Raw genomic sequence first — 16,528 nt, 5'->3', positions numbered from 1 at the left:
CTTCAGTCTTCCATCTCTGCCAGCAAACGCTGCATTTCATCCAGTGCCTGGTCGGTCGAAGGCCGCTGCGGGTTTTCGATCTGTTCGGCCAGGCCGGCAATGGTCGGGTTATGGAACAGGCTGCGCAGCTCGACCTTGACGCCGAAGCGGCTCTCCACCCGGGTCATCAGGCGCATCGCCAGCAGCGAATGGCCACCGAGCTCGAAGAAGCTGCTGAGCACGCCGACCTGCGGCAGATCGAGTAGCTCCTGCAACAGCTCGGCCAGTTCGCGCTCCAGCGCCGTGCGTGGCGCCACCCCTTGCTCGGCCTGCGCTTGCGGCGCCGGCAGGGCCTTGCGGTCGATCTTGCCGTTGGCATTAAGAGCGAAACGCTGCACCTGGATGAAGCCGGCCGGTACCATGTAGGCCGGCAGCAGGCTTTCCAGATGACGGCGCAGCGCCGCCTCGTCGACCGGGCTCGGGCTTTGCAACCAGGCAAACAGGCTGTGACTGCGACCATCGAGCATCACCACCGCCTCTTCCACGCCGGGGTAACGGCGCAGCAGCGATTCGATCTCCCCCGGTTCGATACGGAAGCCGCGCACCTTGACCTGGAAATCGGCACGGCCGACGTAGGCCAGGCGCCCATCGCTGCGTCGGCGCACCAGGTCGCCGGTGCGGTACATGCGGCTGCCATGCTCGCGGGCGAACGGGTCGGGCAGGTACGCCGCTGCGGTGATCGCCGGCGCCCGCTGGTAACCACGGGTCACCCCGCTGCCGGCGATATACAGCTCGCCGGTGCTGCCCAGCGGCACGGGCCGCAGGCATTCGTCGAGCACGTAACAACGGGTGTTGAGCAGCGGCATGCCGATATCGGCCACGCCGGCCGGCACTTCGCGCAGCGCCTGGGTGGTCGACCAGACGGTGGTTTCCGTCGGCCCATAGGCGTTGATCAGTTGCACGCCCTTGGCTTGCAGCAGTTTGACCAACTCGGCCGGCACCGCTTCACCACCGATCAGGCCGCGCAGGGCCGGCCAGTCGTCACGCCCGGTTTCCAGCAGGAGCTGCCAACCGGCTGGGGTGGCCTGGAACACCGTGGCACGGCGCAGCAGCTCGAACAGGCGGTGACCATCGACCACCTGCTCGCGCCGCGCCAGAAGGATGGCCGCGCCCTTGAGCAGCGGCAGGAACAGCTCCGGCTTGCACATATCGAAGGCATAGGTGGTGCTGGCCAGCCAGACGTCCTCGACCGTCAACGGCAACTGCTGGTCGAGACCGACGAGCAGGTTGCTCAGGTTGCCACGGGTGACCTGCACACCCTTTGGCGTGCCGGTGGAGCCCGAGGTGTAGATGACATAGGCACGCTGCTGCGGCGCCACCGGCAAGGCCAGGTCATGCGCGGGCTGTGCATCCAACGGCAGGTGCTCGACGAGCGTGCTGTCGACAGCGACGAGCACCTCGGCGCAGGCCTGCTCGCTGAGCACCAGTGCAGGCCGTGCGTGCTCGATGATAAAGCGCAGGCGTTCGCCCGGTTGCTGCGGATCCAGCGGCAGGTAGGCCGCGCCCGCCTTGTGAATCGCCAGAATGCAGGGCAGCAGCCAGGGGCCACGGCTCAGGCACAGGGCAACCAGATCGTCGCAGCCGACACCCTGGGCGCGCAGCCAGTGGGCCAGGCGGTTGCTCAGGGCATTGAGCTGGACATAGCTGTAACGCTGCTCCTGGCAATCAACGGCCAGTGCATCTGGGCTCTGCAAGACCTGGCGCTCGAAGCGGGCGATGAGGTCTTCCGTCTCGCTCAGGGTGTGCGCCGGCAGGTTCCATGGGCGGCGGGTCAGGGCGTGATCGGCATTGGCCAGGTCGATATCCCACAGCCGCGCCTCGGGTCGCGCCAGCATACCGTCGAGCAGGTGACGGTACTCGTCGGCGTAGCGCTGCATGGTGCTGGCGACGAACAGCTCGGTGTTGTACTCCAGCACGCAGTGCCAGGCGCTGCCGTGCTGCTCGATATGCAGGCCGATGTCCACCAGGGCGCTGTCGCTCTCGACATCCAGGCGCTGCGCCGGCAGGCCGGCGAAGCCCTGGCCGACCGCCGCCACGTCGTCGCGCTGGATCAGGTTGAACAGCGCCTGGAACAGCGGCGTATGGCTGAGATCACGGCGTACCTGCAAGGCTTCCACCAAGCGCTCGAAGGGCACGTCGGCGTGCTGCTGGGCGGTCAGGTGGGTGGCTTGCAACGCCTGCCAGAACGACGCCACCGATTGCAGCGGATCGATCTGGCTGCGCAGCACCTGAGTGCTGGCGAAGTAGCCGATGAGGTTGTCGGTGTGCGCCTGCTGACGCTGCGCCACCGGCAGGCCGATCCACAGCTCGCGCTGCCCGGAATGCCGGGCCAGCAGCACCTTCCACGCCGCCAGCAGCGGCGCGAAGGCGGTCAGGCCATGGCGCTGTGCGGTGCTACGCAGACGCTCGACCAACTCGGCAGGTAGCTCGAAGCGCAGGCGCCGCCCGTGGTAGCCCTGCTCGGCAGGGCGCGGCAGGTCGGTGGGCAAATCCAACACCGGCGGCTCGCCGGCCAGGGTCTGCCGCCAGTAGTCCAGTTGCGCCTTGATCAGCGCCTGCCCGGCTGAGCTCTGCCAACTGGCAGCGACGTCGCTGAACTGCAACGGCAACGGCGCCAGCGCCGCCTGGGCTCCGCTCAGCTCGGCCTGATACAGGCGTTGCAGCTCATCGAAGAAGATTTCCAGCGAACGGGCGTCGGCGATGATGTGGTGCAAGGTGGCCTGCAACACGCTGTGCCCCTCGCCCTGGTACAGGCGCACGCGCCACAGCGGCGCGCGAGTCAGGTCGAAGGCACGCTGCGCCTCCTCACTCAGGGTGCGGGCAAAGGCCGGCGAACGTACATCCTGCTGCAAGGGTGCGACGCTGAGCAGCGGGCCGTGCCACTGCACGACCTGCTGCCGTGCGCCTTCGTCCGTCTCGCTGAACACGCTGCGCAGGCTGTGCTGACGCTGTACCAGTTGCGCCAGGGCGCGTTCCAGTACATCGGCTCGCAGGGTGCCGTGCAGGTGCATGGCCAGGGACAGATGGTAAGCCTGGGTATCGCCCTGCAAGCGGTCGAGGAACCATAGCCGCTGCTGGGTGAAGTGCAGCGGCGCCGGCGCCTCGCCGAATGGCCGCAGGATGCTCTCCTCTGCCCCCTCGGCAGCAGCCAGGCTGGCCGCCAGCTCGCCCAGGGTCGGGCACTCGAACACGCTGCGCAGCGCCAGTTGCCGACCATGGCGCTCGGCGATGCGCGCCACCAGCCGTGCCGCCAGCAGCGAATGGCCACCGAGGGCGAAGAAGTTGTCGCTGGCGCCCACCGTGTTGCAACCGAGCAGCTCGCACCACAGCTCGGCCAGTTGCGCCTCCCAGGGCTGGCTCAGCTCACCATAGCGCTGGCCTTCATGCTGCGTGGGGGCCGGCAGCGCCTTGCGCTCGACCTTGCCACTGGGGCTCAACGGCAGCGTGTCGAGGCGCACGAATTGGCTCGGCAGCATGTAGTCGGGCAGGTGTTGCGCCAGTTGCTCACGCAGCACGGCATCAGTCAGCTCGCCCGCCGCCTGGGTGACCGAGTAGTAAGCCACCAGGCGCGCACTGTCGCCGCTGCCAAGCAGCACCACCGCCGCTTCGCGCACCCCGGCGACGCGCGCCAGCAAGGCCTCGATCTCGCCCAGCTCGATACGGAAGCCACGCAGCTTGACCTGAAAGTCCAGGCGCCCCTGGTAGTCCAGGCTGCCGTTGGCATTGCGCCGCACGCGGTCGCCGGTACGGTACATGCGCGCGCCCGGCACGAACGGGTCGGGCAGGAAGCTCGCCGCACTCAGCCCCGGCGCGGCGAAGTAACCCCGCCCCAGGTTGGCACCGGCCAGGTACAGCTCGCCGGACACGCCCGGTGCAACGGGTTGCAGGTCGGCATCCAGCACGTAGGCGGCCGTATTGACCACAGGCTGGCCAATCGGCACCTCGACCCCGCTGCTGTCGCCCTGGCGCGGCTCGAAGGTACTGTAGACGGTGGCCTCGGTCGGCCCGTAACCATTGATCACCTGGGCGCCACGCTGCTCCATGGCCTCGGCCAACGCGGCTGGCAGGGCCTCGCCACCGGAAATGGCGCGCACGCCCTGCCAACTGCGCTGGGTGTGTGCCACCAGCATGCGCCAGGTGGCCGGCGTGGCCTGCATCACCGTCGGCTGGCCGGCCTCGATCAGGCGGTCGAGGGCTTGCGGGTCGCGTGCCTGCTCACGGTCGGCGAGCAGAATGCTGGCCCCGCGACCGAGCGGCAGCAGCAGCTCGACGATGGCGATATCGAAGGTGGCGGTGGTCAGCGCCAGCACCCTGTCCTGCGCCGTTAATGGCAGCACCTGCTGCACGCCGAGCATCAGGTTCATCAGGTTGCCGCGCTCGATGGCCACGCCCTTGGGCTGCCCGGTGGAACCCGAGGTGTAGAGCACATAGGCGAGCTGGGCAGGATGTACGCTCGGCGCGTAGTAAGGCTCGGTGGTCGTCAGCACATCGATATCCAGCAACTCGACATCGCTGCCCCACTCGGCCAGTTCCGCCAGGGCCTCGGCATTGGTCAGGCACAGCCGTGGCCGCGCGTGGGCAAGGATGTAGCGACCGCGCTCGGCCGGGGTGTCCTCGGCTAGCGGCACGTAGGCGGCGCCGGCCTTGAGGATGGCCAGCATGGCCATGGGCAAACGCGCATCACGCGGCAGGCGCAGCGCCACGCGGTCCTCGGCGCCGACGCCACGGGCCTGCAAGGCGGCGGCCAGGCGCTCGGCGGCCTGATTCAATTCGGCATAGCTCAGGTGCCGTTCGCCAGCCTGCACGGCGATAGCCCCGGGCTGCTCGGCGACCTGCCGGGCGAAGGCCAGCAGGATGTCTTCCTGACCCTGCACAGGCTCACCGTGCAAGCGGGCCAGCGCGCGCTGCTCGGGCTGCCAGGCGAGTTCACCGAGCACCTGCTGCGGTTGTCCGAGCACGGCGTCGAGCAGCGCCAGGTACTGATCAAGCATCGCCTGGGCGGTCTGCTCGCGGAACAGCTCGCTGCTGTACTGCAGGCTCAGGGCGATGCCGTGCTCGCTGTCGCGCACGTCCAGATGCAGGTCGCACAGGGCACTGTCCGGGCGATTATCGAGGGGTTCGGCGATCAGGTCGGTCAGCTCGAAACGCTCCAGGGCATGGCCTGGGAAGTAGTTGAACATGGCCTGGAACAACGGGTTGTAGCTGACCTGACGGGCCACGCCGAGCTGTTCGATCAGGTAGTCGAAGGGCAGATCCTGATGCGACTGCACCGCCACCGACAGCGCCTGCAATTCGTTCATGTGCTGCAACAGGCTGGTCGTGCCGGAGAGGTTCTGGCGGTACACCAGGGTGTTGACGAAGCAGCCCACCAGCGGCTGCAACGCCGCATGGTGACGGTTGGCCGCAGGCACCCCGACGAGGATGTCGTGCTCGCCGCTGCGACTGCGCAGCAGCAACTGGAAGGCGCAGAGCATGGGGATGAAGTTGCTCCAGCCATGGCTCGTGCTGAAGGCCCGCAGGCGCGCCGCCAGCCCATCCGGCAGGCGCTGTTCGACGCGCCCGCCAGCCTGGCTGGCATGGGCCGGACGGGGGAAATCGGCCGCCAGTTCGAGCACCGGCAGTTCACCGGACAACTGCTCGCGCCAGTAGGTCAGTTCGTCCTGGCAGGCGGCGCTGTCCATCCACTGGCGTTGCCACAAGGCATAGTCGGCGTACTGCATCGGCGCCTCGACCAACGCCGGTTCACGTCCCTGACGCAGCTCGCGGTAATGGGCGCAGAGGCCGTCGATGATCAGTTGCAGCGACCAGCCATCGGCGACGATATGGTGACAGTTGAGCGCCAGCACGTGCGCCTGCGGCCCCAGGCGATACAGGCAGGCACGCAGCAGTGGCGCGCTGTCCAGGGCGAACGGGGTCATCGCGTCCTGGCGCAGCAGCTCGTGCAACTGCGCCTCGCTGGCCACCTCGATCAGCGGCAGGGCCAGCTCGGCCTTGGCGAGGATGACCTGCACCGGCTCGCCGCCATCGCTGACGAAACGGGTACGCAGGATTTCATGCTGATCGACCAGGGCCTGTAGCGCTGCCTGCAGGTCAGCCACATGCAGGTCGCCGCTCAGGCGCACCGCGCCGGCCAGGTTGTAGGCCGGACTTTGCGGCTGTAGCTGCTGGAGGAACCACAGGCGTTGCTGGGCGAACGACAGCGGCAGGTCCTGCGGACGCGGCAGGCTCATCGGCGCATTGCTCTCGCCGGCTTCCTGCTGCTCCAGCCACTCGGCCATGGCCGCGATGGTCGGGCGCTCGAAGACCACGCGCAGGGGCAGCTCCTTGCCACTGAGCTTGCCGATCTGGCCGATCAGTTGCGTGGCCAGCAGCGAATGCCCACCCAGCTCGAAGAAGTGATCCTCAATGCCGACGCGCGCCAGACCGAGCACGGACTGCCAGGCTTCGACCAATTGCGCTTGCAGCTCGCTGCTCGGCGCCACGTAACGAGCCTCGCTCTGCGCGGCGAAGTCGGGTGCCGGCAGCGCCTTGCGGTCGATCTTGCCGTTGGCGTTGAGCGGCATACGCTCGAGCAGCATGAACGCACTGGGCAGCATGTACGGCGGCAGGTTGGCCGCAACGAACTCGCGCAGCGCCTCGATGGAGGGCTGCGGCTCGGCCACCACGTAGGCCACCAGCACCTTGGCGCGCTGTTGGTCGTCGCGGGCCAGCAGCACCGCTTCACGCACGCCGGGATAACGGGTCAGGCAGGCTTCGATCTCGTCCAGCTCGATACGGTGGCCGCGAATCTTCACCTGGTGGTCGGTACGCCCCACATACTCCAGTTCGCCATTGGCTAAAAAGCGCGCCAGATCGCCAGTGCGATACAGGCGGCTGCCGTCGTTGGCGATGGGGTCCGGCAGAAACACCGCCGCCGTGCGCGCCGGGTCGGCCATATAGCCACGGCCAACCCCGACACCGGCGACGAAGATTTCCCCCACCGCACCGCGCGGCACCGGCTGCAATTCGGCATCCAGCAGGTACAGGCGATTGTTCAGGGTGGCGCGGCCAATCGGCACGCTGCTACGCGCCTGGGGCAAGCGCTCGGTGAGCGGGTGGAAGGCCACGTCATCGGAGCATTCCGCCGGGCCGTAGGCATTCATCAGCGGAATGTCCGGGTAGCGCTCGAACCAGCGCCGCGCCAGCGCTGGCGGCAGCGCCTCGCCAGTGGCCAGCACCCAGCGCAGCGCACTGCGCTCCAGGCCTGCGTCGAGCAGGCTCTGCATCAGCGACGGCACCGCCTCGAGAATGCTCACGCCATGCCGCGCGATGGCCTCGGCCAGGGCCTCGGGATTCTGCATCACGCAGTCGCCGAGAATCACCGTGCGCGCCCCCAGCACCAGGCCGGCAAGGGTCTGCCAGACGGAGATGTCGAAGCACTGCGGCGCGCTCTGGGCGATCACGTCCTGCTCATTCAGACCCAGGCCCGGCAACTTGCCGAGGATGTTATTGAGCATGCCGGCGTGGGCCACCATGGCGCCCTTGGGCGTGCCGGTGGAACCCGAGGTGAAGATGCAGTAGGCCAGCGACAGGCCATGCACGGGGAGATCCAGATCGGCATCGCTGTAGTCGCTCAGGGCTGCTGGCTCGTAGCGGATCGCTGCTGGCGGCTGGGCCATCTGCTGCAGCGCCTGCAGGGCCAGGTCACTCTGCTCGGCGCCATGGATCAACAACGGCGAACGGCTCTGGGTGAGCACCTGCGCCAGACGCTGCGGCGGGTTGCGCGGATCCAGCGGCAGCCAGCCGGCACCGGCCTTGAGCGTGGCGAGGATCATCACCACCAGGTCGAGGCCGCGCTCGTCGAGCAGTGCCAGCAGGTCGCCGTCCTGCACGCCATTGGCGCGCAGGTGGCGGGCCAGGCGGTTGGCAGCGCGGTTCAGTTGATCGAAGGTAAGGCTACGCTCGCCATGCACCACGGCAATTCGCTCGGGCGTTTGCCGCACTTGCTGTTGCAGGCGCTCGATGTACAGCGGCTGCAACAACGCCTCGTCCGCCGCCACGTCGCCAGTGGCCCAGGCGTGCTGCTGAGCAATCTCCATGGCATCGAGCATGGTCAGGCGTTGTAGCGGGGTGTCCGTATCGCGCGCCAGGGCTTCGCCCATGTTCAGCAGCAGCGTGCGGAAGTGGCGCAGCATCTGCTCGATTTCATCACGCAGGAACCAGTCGGTCTGGTAGGTCAACTGCAGGTGCAGGCGCTCGCCGGGCACGATCACCACGGTGATCGGATAGTTGGTGTGGGTGCGGTTGGCCATGTCGCTGATCAGGTAGTCCAACTGGCCCTGACGCAGGCTGGCGGAAATCGGCGCGTTCTCGAAGACGAACAGGCTCTGGAACAGATCCTGGCGTTGCACCTCGCTCCAGCTCTGAATCTGCGCCAGCGACACGCTTTCGTGCTCGCGCAGGCTCAGGTTCTCCGCCTGCAAAGCCTTGAGCCAGGCTCCGAGCGATTGTTGCGGCTGCCAGTTCCAGCGTAGCGGCAGGCTGTTGATAAACAGCCCGACGATGCTTTCCATGCCCTGCATGTGCACCGGGCGCCCGGCCACGGTGACGCCGAACAGCAGATCGCGATTGCCGCTGTAACGCCCCAGCAGCAAGGCCCAGGCGCCCTGCACCAAGGTATTGAGGGTGATGCCCAGACGGCTGGCGGCCTGCTGCAGGCCCTGGGTCTGCTCGACGCTGAGGTGCTCGACGCAATCCTCCACCGGCTCCGGCGCATCCGTAACGCGCCCAGGGTGGCCGAAGCCAAATTGATTGGGCGTGTCGAAACCGGCCAGGCGTTGCTGCCAGAAGGCCTGATGCTCTTCAGGTTTCTGCTGTTCCAGCCAGCGGATGAAATCGCGGTACGGGCGTGGCTTGGGCAGTTCCAGGCGCCGCCCCTCACGCGCCGCGCGGTAGCCGTCGAGGAAGTCCATCATGATGATGGAGAAGCACCAGGCATCCATCAGTATGTGGTGATAGCTGCGCACGAACTGATAGGTGTCTGGCGCCAGCTTGAACAGGCGCACACGCATCAGCGGCGCCTGGGTGAAATCCAGCCCCTGGCGGCGCTCCTCGGCCAGCAGATGTTCCAGGCGCGCCTGCTGCTCGGCCTCGTCGATAGCCGACCAGTCCTCATAGGTGATAGGCAGTTCGACCTGCTTGTGCACCACCTGCATGGGGCGCTTCTGCTGCTTCCAGACGAAGGAGGTGCGCAGCAGTTCGTGGCGCTCCACCACCTGTGCCCAGGCCTGGCGAAAAGCCTGCAGATCGAGCTGCGGCAGCACCATGACATGGCGGTACTGCAGCAGATACATGCCCTTGCCCGGATGCATCAGGCTGTGGAACAGCAGCCCCTGCTGCATGGGCGCCAACGGGTAGATGGCCTCGATATTGCGGGAAAGTGCCTTGACCTTGTCGTTCATGCCGAGGGTCTCCTTGCCGTGGGCTGGGGATATGGGGGCGCCGGGGATGGTCATTGCAGTTGCTCCAGCAGACCGAGGAATTCGTCATCGGAAAGCCCCGAGTCGGCGAAGTCGGCGGCGGTGGCGCGACCGGCTTCGGGATCCAGGCAGTGTTCGAGCAGGGCTTCGATGCGCTGCTGAAATTGCTGCGCCAGCGCGCCGATCAGGGCCTGCTCATGCACCTGCGGGGCGTAGCGCCATTCGATGTGCAACTGGCCCTGGTCGACCAGGGCGGTGACGTCGAGCAGATGGGTGCGGCAGGTGTCGGGGGCGCGCATGGCCGGGCACAGCGGCTGCGCCAGGCGCCACAGGCGCGAGCCGCCGAGCCACTGATCGACACGGCCCAGGTAGTTGAAGGTGAGCAGCGAGGCGGCACCAAGCTGCTGTGGATCGAGGCGCAGCAGGCCGTAGCCGATGCCCTGCTCCGGCACGCGGCGCAATGTCTCCTTGGCAGCGATGATCGCCTCTTCCGGCTGTTCGGCAGCGGGCACGGCCAAGGGGTAGCGGCTGGTGTGCCAGCCCACCGAACGCGACAGATCCGGGCCCTGCTCCCAGCCGCTGCGACCGTGGCTTTCCATCTCCAGGGTGACCTGCTCGCGTCCCAGCCATTGACCGATGACAGAGGCCAGGGCGGCGACCAGCAGATCCTGCACCTGAGTGCTGTAGGCCTCATGGCAATCGCCCAGCAACTGCTCAGTCTTCTCGGCAGATAGACGCGTCTCCAGCGTGCGGCTTTCGCCGTACAGGCTGACCACGCGGGTCACCTCGCCCTCCTCTGCCAACTGCGCCTGCCAGTATTCGCGCTGAGCCAAAACGGCCGGCTCCTGACGATGGCGCTGCAGGGCCTCACTCCAGCGATGGAAGCTGGCGGAAACGACTGGCAGCGCGGCCTGCGGGTCGAGGTACAGGCTTTCCAACTCCTCTAGCAGCACCTGCCAGGACACCGCATCGACCAGCAAATGGTGCGCCGTGCACAGCAGATGCCCGCTGCCGGTGAAATACACCCAGCGGATCAAGGGCGCTCTATCCAGTTGCCAGCCCTGCTGCCACTGCTCCAGCAGCACGTCATCCAACGGCTGATCGACCACCTGCAGCAGCTTGCCGGCCATCTCTGCCGACCACGGCTGATAGCGTTGCTGCCAACCCTGTACGCCCCGTTCGAAGACCAGACGCAAGCTGCTGTGACGCTGCAGCAAGGTAGCCAGAGCCTGGCCCAGGCGCGCCGACTCCAGCGGCTGCTGAACGGCCAGCAGCAGAGACTGGTTCCAGTACTGCGGCGTATTCTGCTGCTGATCGAAGAACCAGGCCTGGATCGGCGTCAGGGCGAAAGCGCCGCTCGGCTCGGCGCTATCGACCTTGGTTTGTTCGACCACACTGGCGAGGTCCACGGCCTGCTCGGCCCAGCCGCTGACCGAAGGAAACTCGAAGATCTGCTTGGGCTTGAGCTGCAGGCCCTGCTGCTTGGCGCGGGCGATGATCTGCAGGCTGAGGATCGAGTCGCCGCCGACCGCGAAGAAGTTGTCGTCGGCTTGCAGATCAGGCTTCTCCAGAATCTCCCGGGCAATCGTCAGCAGGCGCTCGACCCTGGCCCGCTGCGGCGTCTGCGCAACAAGCGCCAGCGCACGCACGCTGGGTTCGGCGAACAGTTGCTTGGGCGTGAGGGTGATCCGCTGCTGGCGTGCGCGGGCAATGATCTGCAGGCCGAGAATCGAGTCGCCGCCATGGGCGAAGAAGTTGTCGTCCGGACCGATGCCGGGGTTGCCCAACAGTTCGCGCCAAATCGCCAGCAAAGCGCGTTCGACTTCGTTCAACGGCTGCTCGGCACGCGCTTCGACGCTGCGCGGCGCTTGCTCGGTCAGCGTCAACAGCGCCAGACGATCGACCTTGCCATTGGCCAGCAGCGGCATGGCCTCCAGGCAGTGCCACTGCGCCGGCTGCATATAGTCCGGCAGGCGCACCTGCAGAGCCGCCTGAATGCCAGCCAGTGCGCTCGGCGCGGCGACCAGGAAAGCCACCAGGCGATTGCCCGTCAGCGGCGTCGGTACATTCAGCACGCGCACGTCCTCGACCTGTGGCAGCGCGCGCAATTGCGCCGCCACCTCCGAAGGCTCGACGCGATAGCCGCGAATCTTCACCTGCTCGTCCAGACGCCCAAGGAACAGCACTCGCCCCAGATGATCGAGGCGCACCCGGTCGCCCGTGCGGTAACCCAGCTTACCGAAGCGCGCCTGATCGGCCTCGCTGGCACTCAGATAACCACGCGCCACGGTCGCGCCCTCGATATACAGCTCGCCGCTGGCGCCAGCCGGCAGCACTGCGCCATCCGGCCCGCGCACGCTGATGCGCACGTTGCCTAGGGGACGTCCGAGCGGCGCGTCGCCCTCGCCTTCAACTTCGTGGGTCAACACGCCCACCGTGGTTTCGCTGGGCCCGTAGTGGTTGACGATACGCAGGCTCGGGCTCAGGGCACGCACCCGCGCCAGCAGATCGGCGCCCAAGGCTTCGCCGCCAAGTACCAGACACTGACGCGGCAACAGACGCTGCGGCTCGCTGGCCACCAGCAGGGCATTGAGGTGCGAGGGTACGATCTTCAGCATGTCCACGGGCTGCTGCCCGAGCAGCGCCGCCAATTCCTCGGCGTCGAAGGCCAGCGCCTCGTCCAGCAGACGTAAGCGCCGGCCGCTGAGCAGTGCGCCGAACAAGGCGGTGTGGCCCAGATCCGTGGCGCAACTGGCCAGGCTCGTCAGGCTGGCTTCGTAGCTCAGTTGCAGGCGTTCCAGGCAGGCGCTGACGTAGTGAATGAGGTTGCCCTGGGTCACCTCCACGCCCTTGGGCCGCCCGCTGGAGCCGGAGGTGTAGACCACGTAGGCCGGCAGATCCGCGGGTAGACCGGCACGCAGCGGTGCATCGCTAAATAGCGGCGCACTCGGCACGACCAGCCACTGTACCGACGTTGGCAACCAGTGCGGGCGCTCACCCATACCGACACAGACCCTGGGCGTGGCATCCAGGCAGATGCCCTGCAGGCGCGACTCGGGCCACTGCGGGTCGAGGGCCAGATAGGTGGCGCCGCACTGCCAGGCGGCGAGCATATGCATCACCAGTTCGCGGCTGCGTGGCAGGCACAGGGCAATCCGATCTCCCAGCGCGCTCAGCGAGCCTTGCAGGCGCTCGCCACGGGCGACCACGGCTCCGGCCAGCTCGGCATAACTCAACTGGCCCTGCCGATCCTCCAGGGCGATGGCCTGCGGTTTTGCCGAGCAGTGTTTGGTGAAGGCCTGCCAGGCACTCTCCTCCAGCACCGGCAGAACCTCGCCAGACAACTGCGAACGCTGTTCGGGAGCCAGCCAGTTCAGCTCGGAGAAAGGCACGTCCGGCTGCTCCATGGCCGCCATGACCAGGGCAAGGAACTGCGCCTGGAAACGCTCGACGCTTTCGCGCCGATACAGCGCCTTGCTGTAGCGCCAGCGCCCGATGAACTCGGGCAGGTCATCGATTATCACCAGGTTCAGTTCGTGAGCCGCGCCACGCTGCTCGCCGATCATGCGCTCGATGTAACGCTCGAACGGCACGTCACGTTCCTTGTTCAGCGTGAACATGTGCTGGAACACCGGCGCCCGGCCCATCTGCCGCGGCAGATCCAGATGCTTGGCCAGCCGCGCGAAGGGATAGTGACGATGGCGCAAGGTCTGCCTGACAGTGGCTGCCACCTGCTTGGCCCACTCAGCACTGGACAGGTCACGACGCAAACGGCAGCGCACCGGCAAGGGGTTGACCAGATAGCCCGGCAGCTCGGCCTGCTCGCGCTTCAGACGCCAGCCGCTGGGCGTGCCGAGGACGAAATCATCCTGCCCCGACAGCACGCCGAGAAACTGCTGGAACAACGAGAACCAATAAACGTAGGGCGTCACACCCAGACGCCTGGCCACCGCACGCAGGCGCTCGCTGTCGTCGGCGCCAAAATGAAACGACAGCTCCCCACCGTCGAAGCCCTGACTGCTGCCATAGGCGAAATCGGTCGGCAGCTCCAGCGTCGGCACATCAGCCAACTGCGTTTGCCACCAGGCCAGCTCCTCGGCCTCGATCGCCTCGCTGCGCACGTACAGATCGCAACACCAGTTGCGGTAGGCCTGAGGGTCGACATCGGCAAGCGCTTGCTCATCGACCTGGGCGAACAGCTCACTGAACAGCACATCGAAGGTGGTCAGGTCGGAGGCGATATGGTGAATACCCAGCAATACCGTGTGCTCGGTACGTTCACCCAGCTCATTGCTCAACAGCACCAGGCGGCTGACTTCACCAGCGGCCAGGTCGAAAGGCGTGTCAGCCAGCTCGATCACGCGGCGCTGGATACTGGCTGCATCTGCACCCTGCAAGGTTTCGCATTGCAGCGAGGTGGGCTGCGGGCGGCTGTCCCATTGCAGTAACTCGCCATCACGCTCGACATAGGCGCTACACAGGTGCGGGTAGCGCTGCTGCACCACCTGCCAGGCCCGCTCCAGACGCTGCGGCAGATCGGCCCAGAGGTACTGCGGCCTGACCCGCCCAGCCAGTGCGATGTTGTAGGCGCAACTGTTCGGCTCCATGCGCTGCAGAAACCACAGAGCCTGCTCGTTATCGCTGAGCGGGCGCGCCGCGAAATAATCCGCGTGGAGCTCGAGCCACGACAGAATCTCACCGCTGCGTGCCAGCAGCTCCTGTTCCAGATCGGCATTCAAGGCCTGCGGCGTAGCGGCCGCAATCATCAAACGGCCTTCACTCGCGGACAGGCGAATACCGCGCAGCCAGCAGTCACGCATCAAGCGATCGAGCATGTGTCGTCCTTCTTCTTGCAGATTCGAGGTCTGCCGCCTGCGCGGCGGCATCAGGAGTGAGGGCATCAGCCCGCTGGTGCGGGCTCGGCCATGGCCACCACGACCTTGCGCGGCCCCTGGAAGGTGGAACGCCCGTGGGCGACCAGCATGTTGTCGAGCATCAGCGCATCGCCGGCCTGCCAGGGAAAACTGACCTGAGTGCGCTGCAGCACATCGCGCACATGCTCCAGTGCGTCCAGCTCGATGGGCGAGCCATCGCCGTAGAAGACGTTACGCGGCACGCCCTCCTCGCCGACGATGGACACCAGCGTTTCGCGCAGTGCCGCCGGCAGGTTGGAGATATGGAACAGGTGCGCCTGATTGAACCAGACCCACTCCCCCGTGACCGGATGCTGAGCAATGGCCTGACAGATCTGGCGCGTGCACAGCTCGCCATCGTCCTTCCACTCGAAGTCGATCTGGCTGAGGCGGCAGAAGCGCTCGACCTCGCTGCGATCTTCGGTGCTGAAGGCCTGCTGCCAGGTGAGATCCAGCCCATTGCCGTAGTTGCGCACGTACATCAGGCGCTTGTCGGCGAAGCGCTGACGAATGACGGGATCGATGCGTTGATAGACCAGGCGACTGTCGGCAATCGGGGTTTCACCACCGGCCTGCGCCGCCTGGATGCAGTGAAACCAGATTTTCATTGGCCAATTCAACGAGTAGGACTGTTCGTTGTGCAGCGGAATGACCTGGTGAGCGGGGTATTCGGTCGAGGTGTAGACGCGGCTGTTGAGCTTGGTACGCGGCGTGGACGCATAGTCGTAGGTCAACAGCTCATGACCGAAGCTGCGGGCAAAATCCTCGAAGTCACCGGCGTCGCGAAAGGCGAAATCACGGAAGAGGACGCCGCCAGCGGCCTGCAACTGACTGTCGACAGTGCGCCTGATCAGATCGGCATGATCGCGCCAGGACTCGCCCGGCACCGGGGCACGCAAGATGAATGGCAGAGCACCCTCGCTATCTGCCTGAACCCTATCCAGTGAATGGTCTGCGCGGGAGAGCGAGTCGGTAAGCATCTGGATTCCTTGGTGCTACTGATTAGGCGCACCAAATTATCGCAAAACAAACTCACTATCAAACAGGAATTAATATTATTTGAGAATAAAACACGAATCGTTCACAGCGTCGCGGCAAACCCCCGAAACAGGCGAGTCAGAGCCACTATTTGGCCATGCCGAAACAGAGCATCATCATTTTTCCTGCAGGTTGTAGGCACGCTCACCAATGTGCGACAGCAGCAGATAAGCCGAACCGATCATGCCCTGCATGGTGTCGGCGAAGCGGCTGCGGTTGAAGTAGAGGAACTGATGATTCTTCACCGCGAACAGGTTCTGCCATTGCGGCGAACGGCGAAACGCCTCGGTGCCGGCTTCCGAGTCGAGCATTTCCTCGTAGGTATCGATGATGAAGTCGCTGTCGAAGTCGCCAATGCGCTCCAGGCTGTAAGGCACATTCTGGCGCGCCTCTTTGAAGGCCGCCACGCGCCCCAGGCCGAAGTCGGCGATCACGTCATCCATGCCGGAGCGACCAATCAACTGGAAGCCATCCGGGTAGACCTCCAGGGTGGTCACGGTGATGCGCCCGGGATCCTTCACCCGCTTGGCGAACTCGCCAACGATCCACTGGTACTCCTTGAGCATCTCCTGGTAGCGCTGCTGCTTGCCCACCAGATCGGCCAGCTCCTTGGCGTAGGTCTTGATATCGGCCTCGCGCGCCGGCAGCAGCACCACGGGCGCGATCTTGCTCAGCCGCTCCTTGAGCTCCTCGTGATAGGACAGCCCGACGATCAGGTCCGGCTTCAGCGCGGCAATGGCCTCGAGATCGGGCGACTGGTGCGAGCCGACATAGCGGATGGCGGAAACGTCGAAACGCTGCTGAGCACCACGAAACAGCGCATCGGAGAACAGCTTCTTGCGCCCGGCGGAGCCGCAGGGCGTTACCCCTAGCTCGAGCAACTGCGTAGTCAGGCTGAGGTCGTGCAAGGACACCACGCAACGCGGCGCAACCGGCACCTCGACGCGGCCAAACTGATTCTCGAACACCCGCATCTCAGCAGCGAACGCCTGCACGGAAGTCAGGCCAACCAACGCACAACCCAGCAGCAAAAAAGCTCTCAGCGTTACCATCATCGTCGTCATGTCCTTGAGTGAAGGC

General features: G+C 66.0%; 4 protein-coding genes. All 4 read right to left on the bottom strand.

The window, feature by feature from the left end; genetic code table 11:
* Positions 1–2 precede the first annotated feature (2 nt).
* The gene (locus ACN8M7_RS13685) at positions 3–9,533 is read right to left on the bottom strand and encodes an amino acid adenylation domain-containing protein (protein WP_490261110.1); all 9,531 of its coding nucleotides are present in this window, start codon (positions 9,531–9,533) and stop codon (positions 3–5) included.
* On the bottom strand, positions 9,530–14,332 hold the full coding sequence (locus ACN8M7_RS13680) for an acyl carrier protein (protein WP_490261109.1): 4,803 nt from the start codon (positions 14,330–14,332) through the stop codon (positions 9,530–9,532). The genes ACN8M7_RS13685 and ACN8M7_RS13680 overlap by 4 nt, the downstream gene beginning before the upstream one ends.
* Positions 14,333–14,397: 65 nt before the next feature.
* Positions 14,398–15,390, bottom strand: a complete 993-nt coding sequence (locus tag ACN8M7_RS13675) for a TauD/TfdA family dioxygenase (RefSeq protein ID WP_490261108.1) — start codon at positions 15,388–15,390, stop codon at positions 14,398–14,400.
* A gap of 174 nt (positions 15,391–15,564) precedes the next feature.
* Positions 15,565–16,503, bottom strand: coding sequence for an ABC transporter substrate-binding protein (locus tag ACN8M7_RS13670; RefSeq protein ID WP_490261107.1), 939 nt, complete (start codon positions 16,501–16,503; stop codon positions 15,565–15,567).
* Positions 16,504–16,528: the final 25 nt, after the last annotated feature.

The sequence above is a fragment of the Pseudomonas spartinae genome, from assembly GCF_965197125.1.
Lineage (GTDB): Bacteria > Pseudomonadota > Gammaproteobacteria > Pseudomonadales > Pseudomonadaceae > Aquipseudomonas > Aquipseudomonas composti_A.
The sequence above is the reverse complement of the archived record's forward strand: the minus strand, read 5'-3'. Positions and strand labels throughout refer to the sequence as shown.